Source organism: Cupriavidus sp. 05L411, assembly GCF_056398045.1.
On sequence record NZ_JBFTOQ010000002.1, the window covers coordinates 130669 to 150318 of the forward strand.

Sequence of the window (19650 nt, forward strand, 5' to 3'; positions counted from 1 at the left end):
CAGCTTATCTGGCGGCAGCCGCCACGCCATGTGCATGGCCATGACCATGGCCATGCGCTTCGTGCACGCCATTGGTGATGAAGAAGATGGCGCAGATCCCGGTGGCGACCAGCACGACCTGGATGATCGATTCGCGCCAGCGCGGCTTGCGCTGCATCTGCGGCATCAGGTCGCTGACGGCGATATAGACGAAGCTGCTTGAGGCAATCACCAGCACGTAGGGAATCCAGCCGCTCATCTGGTCGAGCAGGTAATACCCCACCACGCCGCCGGCGATGGCCGCCAGGCTGGACAGCAGGTTAAAGGCAAAGGCGCGCGCCTTCGAGAACCCGGCGTTGAGCAGCACGATGAAATCGCCCACCTCCTGCGGGATCTCGTGCGCGGCGATGGCCAGCGCGGTGACCAGGCCAATATGCGGATCCGCCAGGAAGGCCGCGGCGATCACGATGCCGTCGGCGAAATTGTGGAAGGTATCGCCGACCAGGATGGTCATGCCGCTACGACCAGCTTCCTCTCGGTCATGGCCGTGGTGATGGTGGTGCCCATCGCCCTCGTGATGATGCGAGTGGCGCAGCAGCGCGACTTTTTCCAGCAGGAAGAAGCCAAGCAGGCCGGCCAGCAAGGTACCGAACAAGGCACGCGGATCGGCGCCGGACTCGAACGCCTCGGGCAGGGAATGCAGCAGCGCCGTGGCCAGCAGCACCCCTACCGAAAAGCTCACCATGCGCTCGACCACGCGCGAAGCCACGGTCAGCGACAACAGCGCCGCGCCAAAGATACTGCCCACCCCCGAGATGGTGGCGGCAAGCAGGATGTAGACAAGCGTGGAATCGATGATGGGCTCCTGGGATCGGTATTCCGCTCTTGGAGAGCGGCATCGACCTCAAACGCAACACTGTTGCAAGAAACGAAGCCCGCATTGTACGTAGATTGCAGCCGGTTTTGCAAATCCCGCGGCACAAGTCGGCCTTGTGCCGCGGGCGTGGCGATGCCGGGCCCTGCTGCAAACGCGCGCCAGGGCGGGCCGCGCCTCAAACCCCGTGCTGCTTGAACCAGGCCAGGCAGCGCTGCCAGCCGTCCTTGGCATCGGCTTCCCGGTAACTCGGGCGGTAGTCCGCGTTGAAGGCATGGCCGGATTCCGGGTAGACCACGAAGGTGGAAGCCTTGGCAAAGGGGTCGCTCGATGCCGCCAGCGCCGCCTTCATCTTCTCGACCTGTTCCTGCGTGATGCCGGTGTCCTTGCCGCCGTAGAGGCCCAGCACCGGCACCTTGAGCTGGCCGGCCAGGTCGATCGGGTTGCGCGGCTTGATCGGGGTTGGCTCGCCTACCAGCTGGCCATACCAGGCCACACCGGCCTTGATCTGCTGGCTATGCGCGGCGTACAGCCAGGTAATGCGCCCGCCCCAGCAAAAGCCGGTGATGGCGAGCCGGCTGGTATTGCCGCCGTTGCCCTTGGCCCAAGCCACGGCAGCATCGAGATCGCCCATCACCTGCTCGTCGGGCACCTTGGAAATGAGCTTCGCCTGCAATTCCTGGATGGTGCCGAAGCTGCTCGGGTCGCCCTGGCGCGCGAACAGCTCCGGCGCGATGGCGAGGTAGCCCAGCTTGGCAAAGCGCCGGCAGATGTCGGCGATGTGCTCATGCACGCCGAAGATCTCGCTCACCACCAGAACCACCGGCAGGTTGGTCTTGCCTTCCGGCTGGGCGCGGTACGCCGGCATGTTGAAGCCGCCCGAGGGAATCGTCACCTCGCCGGCGGCAAGGCCTGCGAAATCGGTCTTGATGGCCTGTGCCATCACGGGCAAGGCTGCTGCGGCAAAAGCCGAACCTAGCGCCGTCTTGACGAAGGCGCGGCGGTCAAAGGACTGGCTGGGTACGAGGCTTTCAACTTCTGGCTTCAGCATGCGGTCTCCTGTCTGGCGTGGATGGCGAATCTGGATGGACAGCGCACGGGGTGGCACCGCCGCCGTGGCGAGATCCGATTCTAAGCAAACATGGAGTTCAGCGCACGCAGCCGGCAAGCGGGGCGATTCGCCCCGCACCGGCCCGTGTCAGTGCAGCTTGACGCGCGGGCTGGTCTTGCTGCGCAGCCAGTGGGTCACGGTATCCAGTCCCATGCCCACGGCGCCGTGCAACGCCATGACGTGCATGCGGTACAGGGAGCTGTACATCACGCGCGCCATCAGCCCTTCGATAAACATAGAGCCGCCGATCAGGCCGCCCATCAGGCTGCCGACCGCGCTGAAATGCCCCAGCGACACCAGCGAGCCCAGGTCCTTGAACCCAAACGACGGCAGCGGCTTGCCGTCCAGGCGCGCGCGCAACGCGCCGTAGAGGAACGTGGCCTGCTGGTGCGCGGCCTGCGCGCGCGGGGGCACCGCGCCCTGCTTCTCTGGCCAGGGGCAGCTGGCGCAATCGCCAAAGGCAAAGATATCGGGATCGGCCTCGCTTTGCAGCGTGGGCTTGACGATGATCTGGCCCATGCGGCTGACCGGCAGGCCCAGGGTGGACAGCACCGCCGGCGCGGTAATGCCGGCGGCCCACACCGTCAGGTCGGCGTCGATGCGCTTGCCGCTGGCGGTCAGCACCGCGTCACCGGTGACTTCGGTCACGCGCTCAGCGGTGAGGACTTCGATATCGAGCTTGTGCAGCAGCTTGGTGGTTTCGGTGGACACGCGCTCGGACAGCGCGGGCAGGATGCGCGGGCCGGCCTCGACCACGTGGATGCGCACATCGCGGCGCGGATCGAGCTGATGCAGCCCGTAGGCGCTGAGCACGTGCGCGGTATTGCGCAACTCGGCGGAGAGCTCGACACCGGTGGCGCCGGCACCGATGATGGCAACGTCCACGCGCGGGCGGCCGTCCTCGCCGATGCGCCCGCGCCCGTTCTGGGCGCGCACGCAGGCCGAGATCAGCTTGCGGCGGAAGCGCTCCGCCTGGTCCACGGTGTCGAGCGCGATGGCGTTCTCGGCAGCGCCAGGCACGCCGAAGAAATGCGTGACGCAGCCAATCGCCAGCACCAGGGTGTCATAGGAAAGATCGCGTGCGGGCAAGAGCTCCGTGCCGTCGAGATCGACACAGGCCGCCACCGAGATCGTCTTGCGATCCCGGTCGATGCCGGTCAGCTCGCCTTGCTGGAATTCGAAATGATGCCAGCGGGCCTGCGCCACGTATTCAAGCTGATGGGTGTGAGGATCCATGCTGCCGGCGGCAACTTCATGCAGCAGCGGTTTCCAGATATGCGTGGGGGAGCGGTCCACCAGTACCACCTGCGCGGCCCCGCCCTTGCCGAGCTTGTCGCCCAGCCGCGTGACCAGCTCCAGCCCGCCTGCTCCTCCTCCGACTACGATGATGCGATGCGCCCTTCCCTCTGTGCTCATGATCTACCCAGTGTCGTCGATATTCTTTTGCGGGGCCTGACGCGAGCCAGTGACCTCGGCGTTTCATCAGTCTGCTGCACAGCAGCACAACTGGCAAGACGCCATTCACCGATTCAGCGGTCGCTTCAATCGAAACCAGGATGCAGGAATACCGGGACGGGTGCAATCCCGGGGCGGCCACGAAGGCCGCCCCGCAAGCTTAGTGCGCCTCCTCCCAGTTGCTGCCGGCGCCAACCTCGGCCACCAGCGGTACACGCAGTTCGGCCACGTTGCACATCAGTTCCGGCAACTTCACCTTGACCAGTTCCAGCTCGGCCTGCGGCACTTCCAGCACGAGTTCATCGTGCACCTGCATGACCTGGCGCGTGCCCAGGCCATCGCGTTCCAGCCAGTCCTGCACCGCGATCATCGACAGCTTGATCAGGTCGGCGGCCGTGCCCTGCATCGGCGCGTTGATGGCGGCGCGCTCGGCGCCCTGGCGGCGCGGGCCGTTGCCGCCATTGATGTCCGGCAGCCACAGGCGGCGGCCGAACACGGTCTCGACGAAGCCCTGCTCGCGCGCGGTCTGGCGCGTTTCTTCCATGTACCGCGCCACGCCGGGATAGCGCATGAAATAGCGGTCGATGTAGTGCTTGGCGGCCTCGCGCTCGATGCCAAGGTTGCCGGCCAGGCCGAAAGCGCTCATGCCGTAGATCAGGCCGAAGTTGATGACCTTGGCATAGCGGCGCTGCTCGCTGCTGACGGCATCCGGCGCCACGCCAAAGATCTCCGCGGCGGTGGCACGGTGCACATCCTCGCCCTCGGCGAACGAGCGCATCAGGTTCTCGTCGCCAGAGATATGAGCCATGATGCGCAACTCGATCTGCGAGTAGTCGGCCGACACGATCACGTTGCCCGGCCCGGCGATAAAGGCCTCGCGGATGCGCCGCCCTTCCTCGGTGCGCACCGGGATGTTCTGCAGGTTGGGCTCGGTGGAAGCCAGCCGGCCGGTCACCGCGGTGGTCTGCCCGTAACTGGTATGCACGCGGCCAGTGGCCGGGTTGACCATCTTCGGCAGCTTGTCGGTGTAGGTGGACTTGAGCTTGGCCAGGCCGCGGTAGTCCAGCAGCAGCTTGGGCAGCGGGTAATCCTCGGCCAGCTTCTGTAACACCTCTTCGTCGGTGGACGGCGCGCCGCTGGCGGTCTTCTTGACCACCGGCAGCTTCATCTGGCCGAACAGGATCTCGCCGATCTGCTTGGGCGAGCCCAGGTTGAAAGGCTGGCCCGCAGCCTCGTACGCGGCCTGCTCCAGCGCCAGCATGCGCTGGCCGAGCTGCGTGCTTTGCGCGCCCAGGCGCTCGGCGTCGATCAGCACGCCGTTGCGCTCGATCTTCTGCAGCACCACCGAGACCGGCATCTCGATCTTTTCGTAGACGTAATGCACCCCCGGCAACGCCTCGACCTGCGGATACATGTTGCGATGCAGGCGCAGCGTGACGTCGGCATCCTCGGCCGCGTACTCGGTGGCGCGCGCGATGTCGATCTGGTCAAAGCCGATCTGGCTCGCGCCCTTGCCGCACACTTCCTCGTAGCTGATGGTCTTCAGGCCGAGCAGGCGCTCGGCCAGGCTGTCCATGCCATGATTGCGGTGGGACGCCAGCACGTAGCTTTGCAGCATGGTGTCGTGCACGATGCCGCGCAGGCTGACGCCGTGATTGGCAAAGACATGGGAATCGTACTTCAGGTTCTGGCCGACCTTGCCGCGCGACGGGTCTTCGAGCCAGGCGCGCATGCGCGCCAGCACGGCCTCGCGCGTGAGCTGGCCATTGGCTTCCAGGCCCACCACATCCGGGCCGCGGTGCGCCACCGGGATATAGCAGGCTTCACCCGGCTCGATCGACAGCGAGATGCCGACCAGCTGGGCCTGCAGCGGGTCCAGCGACGTGGTCTCGGTATCGATGGACACCAGCGGCGCGGTTTCGATGCGCCGCATCCAGGCCTCCAGCGCCGCATCGGTGGCCACGGTTTCGTAGCGGATCTGGGCCGGGGCCGGGGCGCTGTCGAACAGGCCACCCTGGGCCGGACCCGCGTCGGCTCCCGCCGCGGCGCCGCCAGCCGCGGGCGCCGCCGCGCTTGCGCGTGCCTGGGCGCGCGGGTTGGGCAGGCTCTCGCCGGTGGCCTCGCGCAGCCAGGTCTTGAAGCCATAGCGCGCAAAGAAGTCAATCAGCTTGTCCTTGTCCTCGCTGCCACCCTCGAGCTGGTGGAAGTCGGCCAACGAGCTAGTCAGGTCGCAATCGGTCTTGACCGTCACCAGCTCGCGCGCCTTGGGCAGCCACGCCAGCGTGTTGCGCAGGTTCTCGCCCACCACGCCCTTGATGCCGGGGGCATTGGCCATGACATCGTCGAGCGTGCCGTGCTCGGTCAGCCATTTGACCGCGGTCTTGGGGCCCACCTTGGGCACGCCGGGCACGTTGTCCACGGCGTCGCCAATCAGCGAGAGATAGTCGACGATGCGCGCCGGCGGCACGCCGAACTTGGCGGCCACGCCGGGCGGGTCGAGAATTTCCCCGCTCATGGTGTTGACCAGCGTGACATGGTCGTCGACCAGCTGCGCCAGGTCCTTGTCACCAGTGGAAACCACCGTGCGCATGCCTTCGGCGGTGGCCCGGCGCGCCAGCGTGCCGATCACGTCGTCCGCCTCCACGCCTTCCACCACCACGATGGGCCAGCCCAGCGCACGCACCGCTTCGTGGATCGGCTCGATCTGCTTGGCCAGGTCCTCGGGCATCGACGGGCGATGCTCCTTGTAGGCCGGATACAGGTCGTCGCGGAAGGTCTTACCCTTGGCGTCGAACACGCAGGCGCTATACTCTGCCGGGAAATCGCTGCGCAGCTTGCGCAGCATATTGATCATGCCGTAGATTGCCCCTGTGGGCAGGCCCTCACCGTTCCTCAGGTCCGGCAGAGCGTGATACGCACGATACAGATAGCTCGACCCATCGACGAGCAAGAGTGTTTTTGGACTATCCGACATTCCCATGGACTCAAAATTGACTGGTGCCGCCGCAGGCGGTGCGAACGCCGCCCCCCCTTCCGACGCAGCCGGCGCCGATAACCCGGCGGCGGCCCTCAAGCAGGCCGCGCAAGGCAGTATTACCACCGCGGCCGATATGGACGTGAACGTGACGGTCAGCACCGCTGCCGATGGCCCGGGAGATACGTCTCCCGCCGCCGGCATCCGCGCCAACCCACGCAAGATGATTCCCAGCCTGCGTGCGCTGGCCGACGAAGACCGCGCGACTGCAAAGAAGGCGCGCGCTTCGTGGCAAATGTTCACGATTATGGCAGAGTTCATCGAGGCGACCGAGTACCTTTCGGAGATCCGCCCGGCGGTATCGATCTACGGTAGCGCGCGCCTGCGCGAGGATTCGCCTTACTACCAGCGCACCATCGAGATCGCCCGCCTGTTCTCCGACGCCGGCTTCGCGGTGATCTCGGGCGGCGGCCCGGGCATCATGGAGGCGGCCAACAAGGGCGCCCACGCGGGCAAGTCGGCCAGCGTAGGCCTGAACATCGAGCTTCCGCACGAGCAGCAAGGCAATCCCTACCAGGACATCGCCATGCGCTTTCGCCACTTCTTCACGCGCAAGGTCACCTTCGTCAAGAATTCGGACGCCTTTATCGTGATGCCGGGCGGTTTCGGCACGCTGGATGAGCTGGCCGAAGTACTGACGCTGGTGCAGACCGGCAAGTCCCGCGCCGTGCCGGTGGTGCTGTTCGGCAGCCGCTTCTGGAAGGGCCTGCTTGACTGGTTCCGCTTCACCCTGCTGCCGATGGGCCTGATCGCCGAGCATGACCTCGACCTGATGAAGATCGTGGACGAGCCGCACGAAGTGCTCGAAGCGGTATATGAGTACTACGAGCAGCGCGGTGGCGACAACCCGATCCCGCCCAAGGAAGAGATGTTCTACCTGTAAGCCAGGTAGAACAAGCCCGCCAGGCAGCTTCCGGACGCGCCGCCCGCCCCGCAAAGGTGCCCGCAGGGTCACCGCGGGGGGCCCGGCGCGGGCAGGAATTGCTAGAATGGAAGCCTGACACACTGCCAAAGCCCGGCGCCGCCGGGCTGCAGCGCCATTTGTGGCGCAGCATGCCCCCGGCCTGCTGCACCGCGCAGGAGCCTTCAATGACCTCCCCCTCACTCCTGGCCACCGCCCGCGCGCAAGCGCCGGAGCCGCTTGGAGCCCCCCGTCCGGCCGCCCTGCGCGCGCTGGCTTTTGCGGCATTGGTGGCGCTTGGCGCCCCGGCCGCGGTGATGGCGCAGCCGGCCGAGCAGGCAGGCGGCGCGCTGACCCAGCAAGAGCTGAACCAGATCAACGACCGGCCGATCACCTCGCCGGCCAAGACCCAGCTGAACCAGCCGCGCGAACCGAGCTTCCAGCTCAATGAGCGGGATGGCACCCAGATCCGGGAATACAAGAACAAAGGCCAGGCCACCGATATCGAGGTCAAGTCCGGCATGGGCACCAAATACCAGATGAGCAAGCCGGAAGACAGCTCGCCGAAGATCCGGGACCACGACACGAACCGCGTGCCATCGGTCAAAGTGCTGCAATTCTGAGCATCGGCGTGCCGGGTTTTAGCACGCCGGCTCGCGGGTCCTGGTTTTCGCTTTCTGCTTCTTGTTTTCTGTTTTCCGATTTCACACGACCCCGCCAGATGATCACGGCGGGGCCGCGCCGGCGCTTCCGGCATCCATGCCGCGAAAGCCAAGCTCTGCTTGCGCCCGCCGCCATCCGTTTCGATTCACACAAAGAGTATGGCCGTATTCACCACGGTCTCGCCGGACGAGATCGCCAGTTGGCTCCTTGATTACAACCTGGGCGAAATGCGCGACTTGCGCGGCATTGCCTCGGGCATCGAGAACAGTAATTTCTTCCTGACCATGGAACAGGATGGGGTCACGCGCGAGTACGTGCTGACCATCTTCGAGCGCCTGACGTTCGAGCAACTGCCGTATTACCTGCACCTGATGGCCCACCTGGCCGCGCACGACATCCGGGTGCCAGCGCCCATCCCGGGCCGCGACGGCGAGATCCTGCGGGCCCTCAAGGGCAAGCCGGCGACCATCGTCACGCGCCTGCCGGGCGGCTCGCAGCTAGCGCCAGGCGTGGGGCACTGCGCACAAGTCGGCGACATGCTGGCCCGCATGCACCTTGCCGGCCAGAACTATCCGCGCCAGCAGCCCAACCTGCGCAGCCTGCCGTGGTGGCAGCAAACGGAAGGCGAGATCCTGCCCTTCCTGGATGCCGGCCAGCAAGCGTTGTTGCGCGAGGAACTGGCCCACCAGACCGCTTTCTTCGGCGGCGCGGACTACGCGGCGCTGCCCGGCGGCCCTTGCCATTGCGACCTGTTCCGTGACAACGCGCTGTTCGAGGACGGCCCCGCCGGGCAGGAGAAACTGGGGGGGTTCTTTGATTTCTACTTCGCCGGCAACGACAAGTGGCTGTTCGACCTGGCCGTCACCGTCAACGACTGGTGCATCGACCTGGCCAGCGGCGCGCTCGACGCCGCCCGCTGCCAGGCCTTGCTACGGGCTTATCATGCCGTGAGGCCGCTGGGCCCCATCGAGGCGCAGCACTGGCGCGACATGCTGCGCGCTGGCGCACTGCGCTTCTGGATTTCCCGCCTGTGGGACTTCTACCTGCCACGCGAGGCCGACATGCTGCAACCGCATGACCCGACCCACTTTGAACGCATCCTGCGCCGGCGCATCGAAGCCGCCGCGCTGCCCTGGACCTGACCGTCATGCAATTACTGGAAGTCTCCGCCAAGGAAGGTTATGTCTGGTTCCGCCAGGGTGTCTGGCTGTTCCGCAAGAACCCGCTCGCCTTCCTGATGCTGTTATTTGTCTACCTGATCGCGGCGCAACTGGCCGTGTTCGTGCCGTTGATCGGCATCATCGCGCTGCTGGTAGTCACCCCGGGCCTGTCGGTCGGCATCATGACCGCCTGCCGCGAGGTGATCCTGAACAAGCGCGTGCTGCCGACCGTATTACTGGCGGGATTTCGCGGCAACGGCAAGCAGGCAAGCCGCAACCTGCTGGTGCTGGGTGGCATCTACGCAGGCCTGGTCTTCGTGCTGAGCCTCATCGCGGGCAGCCTGGTGGACATCAGCACGCTGGTGCCGATCCTGCTCAAGGAAGAAGCGCCGTCAGCGGAATCCGTGCGGCAGCTTTACTTCGCGCTGATGATCGGGGCCGCGTTGTACACGCCGATTGCCATGCTGTTCTGGTTTGCGCCGCTGCTCACCGCGTGGCACAACGTGCCGCCGGTCAAAGCACTGTTCTTCAGCTGGACCGCGTGCTGGCGCAACCGTGGCGCGTTCCTGGCCTATGGCGTGGTGTTCGCGGTCCTGCTGGTGGCGGTGCCTTTTTTCCTGGAGGCGTTGTTCGGCGCATTAGGGGCTGAAGCGGTGCTGTCCTTCCTGGTCACGCCGTACTCGCTGCTGATGCTGGCGATCATGTATTGCTCGTTCTACGCCACCTACCGCGGCTGCTTCAATGTCGTGCCGGAAGAAGCCGCCGGCAGGCCGGACCTGGCCGCCTGAAGGCGGGTCACGCCGGTCACCCGGGTCACGCGGCTCGCAGGCCGAACAGCCGGGCCGCGTTGCGGTCCGGCGCCTCGCACAGCGGGCCCAGCCACTCCCACACCTTGCGCTGCAGGCCGGCATAGCCGGCCTCGGCCTCGTGATTGGTCCAAGGCCAGTCCGATCCCCATAGCAAGCCTTGCTCGCCCAGGCAGTGGTGCCAGCCAGCCACCACGCCGGCCAGGTCCGCCGCCACGCGATACGGCGCACTCAGCTTGACGTAGACCTCCCTCTGCCCACGCCAGTGTGCGGCGCAAGCCAGCATCGGCATGTCTGCCTGCGGGCCGGGCGCGGGCTTGCCGAAATGATCCAGCACCAATGCGATCGGCACCGCCGGCAACCAGGCCTGCAGCTCGTTGAGCCGGCCCGGATCGGTGTGCAGCTCCAGGTGCCAGCCCAGCGCGTGGGCCGCCTCCAGCAGCGCGGGCCAGCGCGCATCGCGCCATGATGCGTCGTCGTGCCGCCCCACCATATTCCAGCGCAGGCCGCGCACGCCCAGGCCGTGCAGCCGCGCCAGCTCGCCAGCGGATGCCTCCGGGCCCACCACGCAAACACCGCGCAGCGCGGGCGAAGCCGCCAGCGCTGCTTCCAGCTCGCTGTTGTCGCAGCCGAAAAAACTTGGCTGTACCACCACGCCCGCGCGCACGCCATGGGCCCCGGAGATGGCTTGCCACTGCGCCAGGCTGGCGCCGTAGGCGGGCCGGTAGCGCGCCCCGCCCACGGCGGGGGCATTAGCGGAAAACACGTGAAAATGGGAATCAATCTGGAACATGTTCAGGCCCAAGGAACGGCGCATGCCGCCATGAATGGTAGCGCCGGTTGACACCTGCGCCCCTCCATTCTATGCTCTAGTCCTATAGATGACTAGAGTCCACTCTCTCCCCGGAAAGGCACCGCCGCCGGGGCACGCATGGAGACACGAATGCCAGACCGTTCCGCCCTGCCCGCCCCGACGGGAGCCGGCCTCGACGCCACGCCAGCCAGCCTGGCGGCACCACGCTGGGCCCGCATCGCGACCGCGCTCAAGGGCCGCATCCTGGCCGGCGAATGGGCTTCCGGCACCGCCATTGCGGCCGAGAGCGCACTGGCGGAGCACTACGGCGTGGCGCTGGGCACCATGCGCGCCGCCATTCAGGCACTGGTGGACGAAGGCTTGCTGGAACGCGTGCATGGCCGAGGCACCTTTGTGCGCGGCGCGCTGACCGGCGCCACCATGGCGCGGTTCTTCCGCTTTGGCGATGCCGGCTCGGAGATTCCCGAATCGCGCATCGTGTCGCTGCGCACGCTGGCGGCGCCGGCGGATGTCGCCGTGCAGCTTGGCCTGGCTGCGGGCACACCGGTGTTGCGCGTACTGCGCCAGCGCGGCTGGGAAGGCCAGGTCCGCCTGCTCGAGACCATCTGGCTGCCGGCGCCGCTGTTCGGCGCGCTGGCCACGCTCAAGCCGGCCGAGTTCGCGCCCCTGCTCTACCCAATGTATGCCGAGCGTTGCGGCGTCACGGTCGGCCGCGCTGTCGACGACCTGCGCTTCACCCGGCTTGGCGCGCGCGAGGCCGCTCAGCTGAGCCTCCCAGTGGGCCATCCCGCGCTGGCGGTCAGCCGCGTGGCATTTGACCTGGCGGGCCGGCGCGTGGAGTTCCGCCAGACGCTGGGCAATGCCGACGATTTCCACTATCGCGCCGAAGTTCGCTGAACCCGCGCGCGCCGCCGCAAGCGCGGGCCGGCGCAGCCCCCAGACCTACACATTCCGAGGAGACCCATGCGATTCCCGATCCGTCTTTGCGCCACCGCCCTGTGCTGGCTCGCCGCCGGCACCAGCAGCCTTGCGCACGCACAGGCCTGGCCCGCGGCCAAGCCCATCCGGCTGGTCGTCACTTATGCGCCCGGCGGCGGTGCCGACACCATGGCCCGCTTGATCTCGCCGCGCCTGGGCCAGGAATTGGGCCAGACCATCGTGGTGGACAACCGGCCCGGCGCAGGCGGCCAGATCGGCACGGACCTGGTCGCCAAGTCCGCCCCGGACGGCTATACGGTGCTGCTCGACGCCGCCTCGTTTGCCGCTAACCCCTCGCTCTACAAGCGGCTGCCCTACGACCCGGTCAAGTCCTTCATCCCGGTCTCGGTGCTGGCGCTGTATCCCAACATGCTGGTCGTGAACCCGCGGTTCCCGGCCAAGACCACGCAGGAGCTGATCGCGATGGCACGCGCCAAGCCGGGGAGCATTGCCTATGCGTCCTCGGGCAACGGCTCGGCCCAGCACCTGGCGGGCGCGCTGTTCGCGCAGCGCATGAAGCTGGACCTGCTGCACGTACCATACAAGGGCGGCGGCCCGGCCATGGCCGATGTGATTGCCGGGCAGGTGCCGGTGTTCTTCGCCAACACGGCGTCGGGCCTGCAGCATGTGCGCGCGGGCAAGCTGCGCGTGCTGGGCGTGACCGGCGCCAGGCACACGGCCATCCTGCCGGACACGCCGACGCTGGCCGAGGCAGGCGTGCCGCACTATGAGGTCTACGAGTGGAATGGTGTGTTCTTGYCGGCGGGCACGCCGCCGGAAATCGTCAAGCGCCTGTCGGATGCGATCCGCAAGGTCATCAACCTGCAGGAGAATCGCGAGCGCGTGACCAGCCTGGGCGGGGAGATCGTGGCCGGCACGCCGGCCGAGGCGGCGAAGTTCGTCCAGGCCCAGACCACCGAATGGGGCAAGGTGATCAAGGAAGGCAACATCCAGCTGGACTAATCTCCGTCACGCTGCCTGACCGCCCGTCCGCTCAGTCGATCGGGTCCAGCTTGGCGACCGACAGCACCAGCCATTTGGCGCCGTGGCGCTTGAACTTGATATTCGCGCGGGCGGCATCGCCCTCGCCTTCGAGCCCGGCAATCACGCCTTCGCCAAACTTGTTGTGAAACACGCTCTGGCCGATACGCAAGCCGGAGCCGGCCTGGCGCTTGGCGTCCGCATAGCCGTTGCCGGTGTCCATGCCGCCGGTAGGCTGGGTGCCCGAATAGGGAACGTCCTCCGCCTTCTTGAACCAGTCGCGGCCCCAGCCGCCCTCGTTCTGCTGGCGGCGCTGTGAACCGCCGCCGCCATAGGCCTGCGCAGGCGGCATCAGCCACTTGAGCGATTCCTCGGGCAACTCCTCGAAGAAGCGCGAGCGCACGTGGTAGCGCATCTGCCCATGCAGCACGCGGCTTTGTGCAAACGAGAGATAGAGCCGCTCGCGCGCACGCGTGATGGCCACGTACATCAGGCGACGCTCCTCCTCCAGCCCGTCGGCCTCGGTGGCGCTGTTCTCGTGCGGGAACAGCCCTTCTTCCAGCCCGGTGATGAAGACCGCGTTGAACTCCAGCCCCTTGGCGGCATGCACCGTCATCATCTGCACGGCGTCCTGGCCCGCCTGCGCCTGGTTGTCGCCGGCTTCCAGCGAGGCATGGGTGAGGAAGGCCACCAGCGGGGTCATCACCGCCGGCAGCGCCTCGGGATCCAGCACCTGCTGGGCCTGGTCGCCCTCGGCCAGCGCGGGCAGCGGCTGCGCGCCATCGCGCCCGACCGGAATCGCGCTGGCCAGCGCGTCCAGCCCAAAGCCCTCCTCCGTCACGAACGCCTGCGCCGCCGTCACCAGTTCCTGCAAGTTCTCGATGCGGTCCTGGCCTTCTTTTTCCGCGCGATAGTGCGTGATCAGGCCGCTGGTGTTGGTCACGTACTCGACGGTTTCCGGCAGCGTCATGCGGCGCGTCTCGGCGCGCATCTGCTCGATCAGCCGCACAAAGGCGCCCAGCGTGCTGCCGGCCTTGCCGGGCAYGAAGGCCACGGCTTCGGCCAGCGAGCAGTTGTACTGGCGCGCCGCATCCTGCAGGGCTTCCAGCGAGCGAGCGCCGATGCCGCGCGTGGGGAAATTCACCACGCGGCCAAAGGCAGCGTCGTTGCGCGGATTTTCCAGCAACTGCAGGTAAGCCAGCGCGTGCTTGATTTCGGCACGTTCGAAGAAGCGCAAGCCGCCGTACACGCGATAGGAAATGCTGGCCGAGAAGAGCGCGTGCTCGATCACCCGCGACTGTGCATTGCTGCGGTAGAGGATGGCGATTTCCGAGCGGCTCATGCCCTGCGCGATCAGGTCACGGATTTCCTCCACGATCCAGCCGGCTTCCTGGCCGTCGGTGCCGGCCTGGTACACCCGCACCGGTTCGCCGTGGCCGGCATCGGTGCGCAGGTTCTTGCCCAGGCGGCGCGAATTGTGGGCAATCAGGTGGTTGGCCGAATCCAGGATGTGGCCGTGGGAGCGGTAGTTCTGCTCCAGCTTGATCATGTGGCGCACGCGGAACTCGTGCTCGAAATCGCGCATGTTGCCGACATTGGCGCCACGGAACGCRTAGATGCTCTGGTCGTCGTCGCCSACCGCGAACACCGCSGCCGGGTTCTGCGTGCCGAAGCCSGCCAGCATCTTGAGCCACTGGTACTGCAGCACGTTGGTGTCCTGGAACTCGTCCACCAGCACATGGCGGAAGCGGTGCTGGTAGTGCTGGCGGATCGCGTCGTTGTAGCGCAGCAGCTCGTAGCAGCGCAGCAGCAGCTCGGCGAAGTCGACCACGCCTTCGCGCTGGCACTGCACATCGTAGGCGGCGTAGAGATCGACGAAGCGGCGGTTGAAGTCGTCGTTGGCCTCCACGTCGGCCGGGCGCAGGCCTTGCTCCTTGGCGTTGTTGATGAAGTACTGCAGGTTCTTGGCCGGGTACTTCTCGTCATCCACGTTCAGCGACTTGAGCAGGCGCTTGAGGGCGGAGAGCTGGTCCTGGCTGTCGAGGATGGCAAAGGTCTGCGGCAGGCCGGCATCGCGGTAATGCGCGCGCAACATGCGGTTGCACAACCCGTGGAAGGTGCCGATCCACATGCCGCGCGTGTTGATCGGCAGCATCGACGTCAGCCGCGTCATCATTTCCTTGGCGGCCTTGTTGGTAAAGGTCACCGCCAGCAGGCCGGCGGGCGACACCCGGCCGTTCTGGATCAGCCACGCGATGCGGGTGGTCAGCACACGCGTCTTGCCGCTGCCCGCGCCAGCCAGGATCAGCGCCGGCTCGTCAGGCAAAGTGACGGCGGCTAGTTGTTCAGCATTGAGATTGGCAAGCAGGTCGGACATCGGGGAGGCCTTGTGGAGTGCCCCGAATTATACCGGGGCGCCCCCCGTGCCCGCGCGGCCCCGGCCGCCGGACAGGGGGATCGTCCGGCAGCGGGCCGGGAACCACGCAAAATGGCGCAAAAAAGCGCGGCGGATCCCCTCGCGAGAGGTAAGCAGAGCACTTTCAGGCAGGACAAAGCACCTGCAAAATGACGCCGCGCGGCCGAGCCCGGGCCGAAATCGCGCGCCCCCCACCCGCCTCCCCTATAATTTGATGTTTTCCCGGCGCGTTGCCCCTGCCCGCCTGGCCCGCAGAATCCGACGTAATCATCGACATCCGAGCATGACCGCCCAAGACCAGTCCCTTGCCAAGAGCTTCGAACCCGCCGCCATTGAGGCCAAGTGGGGCCCAGAGTGGGAGAAGCGCGGCATCGCGAAGCCGACCCTCGACCCGGACCGTCCGGACTTCTGCATCCAGCTGCCGCCGCCCAATGTGACCGGCACGCTGCACATGGGCCATGCCTTCAACCAGACCATCATGGACGGCCTGGCCCGCCATGCCCGCATGAGCGGCGCAAACACCCTGTGGGTGCCGGGCACCGACCACGCCGGCATCGCCACCCAGATCGTGGTGGAGCGCCAGCTGGAAGCGCAAGACGTATCGCGCCATGCGCTAGGCCGCGAGAAGTTCGTCGAAAAGGTGTGGGAGTGGAAGGAAGAGTCGGGCTCGACGATTACGCGCCAGATCCGCCGCATGGGCGCCTCGATCGACTGGAGCCATGAGTACTTCACGATGTCGCCGGAGATGTCCAAGGCGGTCACCGAAGTCTTCGTGCGCCTGTTCGAGCAAGGCCTGATCTACCGCGGCAAGCGCCTGGTCAACTGGGATCCGGTGCTGGGCACCGCGGTGTCCGACCTGGAAGTGGACAACGTCGAGGAAGATGGCTCGATGTGGCACATCCGCTATCCGCTGGCCGAAGCCGATACCGTGCACGGCCTGACCCACCTGACGGTGGCCACCACCCGCCCCGAGACCATGCTGGGCGACGTGGCCGTGATGGTGCATCCGGAGGACGAGCGTTATGCGCACCTGATCGGCAAGTTTGTGCGCCTGCCGCTCACCGGCCGCGATATCCCGGTGATCGCCGACGACTACGTCGACCGCGAATTCGGCACCGGCGTGGTCAAGGTGACGCCCGCCCATGATTTCAACGACTATGCGGTTGGCCAGCGCCACAAGCTGCCGCAGCTGTCCATCCTGACGCTCGACGCCAAGATCGTCGCCGACGCGCCCGCCGCCTATGCCGGCCTGGACCGCTTCGAGGCGCGCACCCGCATCGTCGTGGACCTGGATGCCCAGGGCCTGCTGGCCGAGGTCAAGAAGCACAAACTGATGACGCCGCGCAGCGAGCGCACTGGCAGCGCCATCGAGCCGATGCTGACCGACCAGTGGTTCGTCGCCATGAGCAAGCCGGCGCCGGAAGGCACCTTCCACCCGGGCCGCTCGATTGCCGAAGTGGCGCTGGACGCCGTGCAGAGCGGCGAGATCAAGCTGATCCCCGATAACTGGAACAGCACCTACAACCAGTGGCTGGAGAACATCCAGGACTGGTGCATCTCGCGCCAGCTGTGGTGGGGCCACCAGATCCCGGCCTGGTACGACGAGGCCGGCAAGTGCTTCGTCGCCCGTACCGAGGAAGAGGCGCAGGCCCAGGCGCGCGCAGCCGGCAGCACCGGCCCGCTGCGCCGCGAGGACGATGTGCTCGACACCTGGTTCTCCTCGGCCCTGGTGCCCTTCTCGTCGCTGGGCTGGCCCGCCGAGACGCCGGAGTTGCAACATTTTCTACCGTCGTCGGCACTTGTTACCGGTTACGACATCATCTTCTTCTGGGTGGCGCGCATGGTCATGATGACCAAGCACTTCACCGGCAAGGTGCCGTTCCATACCGTCTATGTGCACGGTCTGGTGCGGGATTCGGAAGGCAAGAAGATGAGCAAGTCCGAGGGCAACACCCTGGATCCGGTCGACCTGATCGATGGCATCGAGCTCGAGCCGCTGCTCAAGAAGCGCACCACCGGCCTGCGCCGTCCCAAGGACGCGCCCAAGATCGAGAAAAAGACCAAGAAGGAATTCCCCGAGGGCATTCCGGCGTTTGGCGCCGATGCCCTGCGTTTCACCTTCGCCTCGCTGGCCACGCTGGGCCGTAACATCAACTTCGACACCGGCCGCTGCGAAGGCTATCGCAACTTCTGCAACAAGCTGTGGAACGCCACGCGCTTCGTGCTGATGAACACCGAAGGGCACGACTGCGGCATGGGCCCGTGCAGCAACGACTGCGGCCCCGACGGCTACCTGCATTTCTCGCAGCCGGACCGCTGGATCGTGTCGCTGCTGCAGCGCGTGGAAGCCGAAGTGGAAAAGGGCTTTGCCGAGTACCGCTTCGACAATATCGCCAGCGCCATCTACAAGTTCGTCTGGGACGAGTACTGCGACTGGTACCTGGAACTGGCCAAGGTCCAGATCCAGAATGGCACGCCCGCGCAGCAGCGCGCCACCCGCCGCACGCTGTTGCGCGTGCTGGAAACCGTGCTGCGCCTGGCCCACCCGATCATCCCTTTCATCACCGAAGAGCTGTGGCAGAAGGTAGCGCCGCTGGCCGGACGCGCCAAGGGCGACGGCAGCGAGACGCTGGCGCTGCAGGCCTATCCCCTGCCCGCCATGGCAAAGATCGACGAGGCCGCCGAGCAATGGACCGCGCAGCTCAAGGCCGTGGTCGACGCCTGCCGCAACCTGCGCGGCGAAATGAACATCTCGCCGGCCCAGCGCATTCCGCTGTACGCTGAGGGCGACAGCGCGTTCCTGACGTCGGCCCAGGCTTATGTGCAGGCGCTGGCGAAACTTTCGGAGGTCAAGGTATTCGAAGATCAGAATGCCCTGATGGCGGAAGGTGCCGGCGCGCCGGTGGCCATCGTCGGCGGCAACCATCTGCTGCTGAAGATCGAAATCGACGTGGCCGCGGAACGCGTGCGCCTGTCCAAGGAAATAGAGCGCATCAGCGCCGAACTCGGCAAGTGCCGTGGCAAGCTGTCCAACGAGAGCTTCGTCGCCAAGGCACCGCCCGCCGTCGTCGCGCAAGAAACCCAGCGTCTGTCGGATTTCGAACAGACGCTGGTCAAGCTGCAGGATCAACTACAGCGTTTGCCGGCATGAGCTTTGCATCACCAGCAGGGTTGTCTACACCGAATTGATAAGGAAAACCGATATGGAAACCCGCGTCACCAAGGCTGTCTTCCCGGTAGCCGGTCTCGGCACTCGTTTTTTGCCGGCTACCAAGGCAAGCCCGAAGGAAATGCTGCCGGTGGTCGACAAACCCCTGATCCAGTACGCCGTGGAAGAAGCCATGGCTGCCGGCATCACCGAGATGATCTTCGTCACCGGCCGCTCCAAGCGCGCCATCGAAGATCACTTCGACAAGGCCTATGAGCTCGAAGCGGAGCTCGAGGCAAAGAACAAGCAGGCCCTGCTCACCCTGGTGCGCTCGATCAAGCCGTCGCACGTGGAGTGCTTCTACGTGCGCCAGCCCGAGGCGCTCGGCCTTGGACACGCCGTGCTCTGCGCGGAAAAGCTGGTGGGCGACGCACCGTTCGCCGTGATGCTGGCCGATGACCTGCTGGATGGCGATCCGCCGGTCATGAAGCAGATGGTGGACCTGTACGGCCATTACAACTGCTCGGTGCTGGGCGTGGAAGAGATCGCGCCGGAGCAGAGCCGCTCCTACGGCGTGGTGGATGGCCGCGAATGGGACGAAGGCGTGATCAAGGTGTCGGACATCGTCGAGAAGCCAGCGCCGGAGAACGCACCTTCCAACCTGGGCGTGGTTGGACGCTAYATCCTGACSCCGCGSATCTTCGAYCATATCCGCAACCTCAAGCCGGGYGCSGGCGGCGAGTTCCAGCTCACCGATGCSATCCAGTCCCTGCTCAGCCAGGAACAGGTGCTGGCCTACCGCTACAAGGGCGTGCGCTACGAYTGCGGCAGCAAGCTGGGCTACCTGAAGGCCACCGTGGAGTTTGCGCTCAAGCACCCGGAGGTGATGGACGAATTCAGCACCTACCTGCGCGCGCGCACCAATAGCATCTGAGTACCTGAAGATCTGGAACCAAGAAAAAAGCCGCAGAAATGCGGCTTTTTTCATTTGGCGCGGGGCGCGCCCGCGTCAAGCTGTCGTTGATTTAACGCCGGCGCATGTAGAACACGAAGACCTTGTCCACTTCCTGGTGCGACAGCAGCTCGTTGCCGGTCTGCTTGGCAAACGCCTGGAAATCCCGTGTGGCGCCAGGATCGGTGGCGAGAATCTTGAGAACATCGCCGCTGGGCATGTCAGCCAGCGCCTTCTTGGTGCGCAGGATCGGCAGCGGGCAGTTCAGCCCGCGCGCATCCACTTCTTTCTGGAACTCCATTCCTCTCTTCCTTGGTTCTGTGCGCTCAGGGCCCGGCATGGCCCGTTGTGGCCGTTAGTAGCCATAGGCCATTGGGA

The 19650-nt window shown here is 66.0% G+C and carries 15 protein-coding genes; 8 read left to right on the forward strand and 7 right to left on the reverse strand.

Annotated features, from left to right (window positions below):
• Positions 1–4: 4 nt before the first annotated feature.
• The 4 genes from AC1DQR_RS02830 to polA form a co-directional block, all read right to left on the reverse strand.
• The gene (locus AC1DQR_RS02830; protein WP_174428240.1) at positions 5–838 is read right to left on the reverse strand and encodes a ZIP family metal transporter; all 834 of its coding nucleotides are present in this window, start codon (positions 836–838) and stop codon (positions 5–7) included.
• Between the two features lie 193 nt (positions 839–1031).
• Positions 1032–1904, reverse strand: a complete 873-nt coding sequence (locus tag AC1DQR_RS02835; RefSeq protein ID WP_416049305.1) for a dienelactone hydrolase family protein — start codon at positions 1902–1904, stop codon at positions 1032–1034.
• 147 nt (positions 1905–2051) lie between these two features.
• Entirely contained in the window at positions 2052–3380 is a 1329-nt protein-coding gene (locus tag AC1DQR_RS02840; protein WP_416049306.1) for an NAD(P)/FAD-dependent oxidoreductase, read from the reverse strand.
• 199 nt (positions 3381–3579) lie between these two features.
• Complete coding sequence (gene polA, locus AC1DQR_RS02845; RefSeq protein WP_416049307.1) at positions 3580–6393, reverse strand: DNA polymerase I; 2814 nt, start codon at positions 6391–6393, stop codon at positions 3580–3582.
• A gap of 4 nt (positions 6394–6397) precedes the next feature.
• Here polA and AC1DQR_RS02850 point away from each other — a divergent pair, with 4 nt between their 5' ends.
• From AC1DQR_RS02850 to AC1DQR_RS02865, 4 genes are all read left to right on the forward strand, one after another.
• Entirely contained in the window at positions 6398–7336 is a 939-nt protein-coding gene (locus AC1DQR_RS02850; RefSeq protein WP_253928737.1) for an LOG family protein, read from the forward strand.
• A 206-nt stretch (positions 7337–7542) separates the two neighbouring features.
• A complete protein-coding gene (locus AC1DQR_RS02855) occupies positions 7543–7977 on the forward strand; it encodes a hypothetical protein (protein ID WP_043348323.1) in 435 nt (144 codons plus the stop codon).
• 198 nt (positions 7978–8175) lie between these two features.
• A complete protein-coding gene (locus tag AC1DQR_RS02860; protein ID WP_416049308.1) occupies positions 8176–9159 on the forward strand; it encodes a homoserine kinase in 984 nt (327 codons plus the stop codon).
• Positions 9160–9164: 5 nt separating this feature from the next.
• Positions 9165–9965, forward strand: coding sequence for a BPSS1780 family membrane protein (locus tag AC1DQR_RS02865; RefSeq protein ID WP_006159000.1), 801 nt, complete (start codon positions 9165–9167; stop codon positions 9963–9965).
• Positions 9966–9990: 25 nt separating this feature from the next.
• Here AC1DQR_RS02865 and AC1DQR_RS02870 read toward each other — a convergent pair whose 3' ends face one another.
• Positions 9991–10800, reverse strand: a complete 810-nt coding sequence (locus AC1DQR_RS02870) for an amidohydrolase family protein (protein ID WP_416049309.1) — start codon at positions 10798–10800, stop codon at positions 9991–9993.
• 126 nt (positions 10801–10926) lie between these two features.
• Between AC1DQR_RS02870 and AC1DQR_RS02875 the strand changes: the two genes are divergently transcribed.
• Together AC1DQR_RS02875 and AC1DQR_RS02880 are read left to right on the forward strand one after the other, a co-directional pair.
• Positions 10927–11694, forward strand: coding sequence for a GntR family transcriptional regulator (locus AC1DQR_RS02875; protein ID WP_416049310.1), 768 nt, complete (start codon positions 10927–10929; stop codon positions 11692–11694).
• A 66-nt stretch (positions 11695–11760) separates the two neighbouring features.
• Complete coding sequence (locus tag AC1DQR_RS02880) at positions 11761–12738, forward strand: tripartite tricarboxylate transporter substrate binding protein (RefSeq protein ID WP_477132488.1); 978 nt, start codon at positions 11761–11763, stop codon at positions 12736–12738.
• Between the two features lie 31 nt (positions 12739–12769).
• Here AC1DQR_RS02880 and AC1DQR_RS02885 read toward each other — a convergent pair whose 3' ends face one another.
• On the reverse strand, positions 12770–15133 hold the full coding sequence (locus AC1DQR_RS02885) for a UvrD-helicase domain-containing protein (protein WP_477132489.1): 2364 nt from the start codon (positions 15131–15133) through the stop codon (positions 12770–12772).
• A gap of 322 nt (positions 15134–15455) precedes the next feature.
• Between AC1DQR_RS02885 and AC1DQR_RS02890 the strand changes: the two genes are divergently transcribed.
• Positions 15456–18323, forward strand: a complete 2868-nt coding sequence (locus tag AC1DQR_RS02890) for a valine--tRNA ligase (RefSeq protein ID WP_477132490.1) — start codon at positions 15456–15458, stop codon at positions 18321–18323.
• Positions 18324–18375: 52 nt separating this feature from the next.
• The gene (gene galU, locus AC1DQR_RS02895; protein ID WP_174422517.1) at positions 18376–19254 is read left to right on the forward strand and encodes a UTP--glucose-1-phosphate uridylyltransferase GalU; all 879 of its coding nucleotides are present in this window, start codon (positions 18376–18378) and stop codon (positions 19252–19254) included.
• A 91-nt stretch (positions 19255–19345) separates the two neighbouring features.
• Here galU and AC1DQR_RS02900 read toward each other — a convergent pair whose 3' ends face one another.
• Positions 19346–19573, reverse strand: coding sequence for a sulfurtransferase TusA family protein (locus AC1DQR_RS02900; RefSeq protein WP_043348346.1), 228 nt, complete (start codon positions 19571–19573; stop codon positions 19346–19348).
• Between the last annotated feature and the right edge of the window lie 77 nt (positions 19574–19650).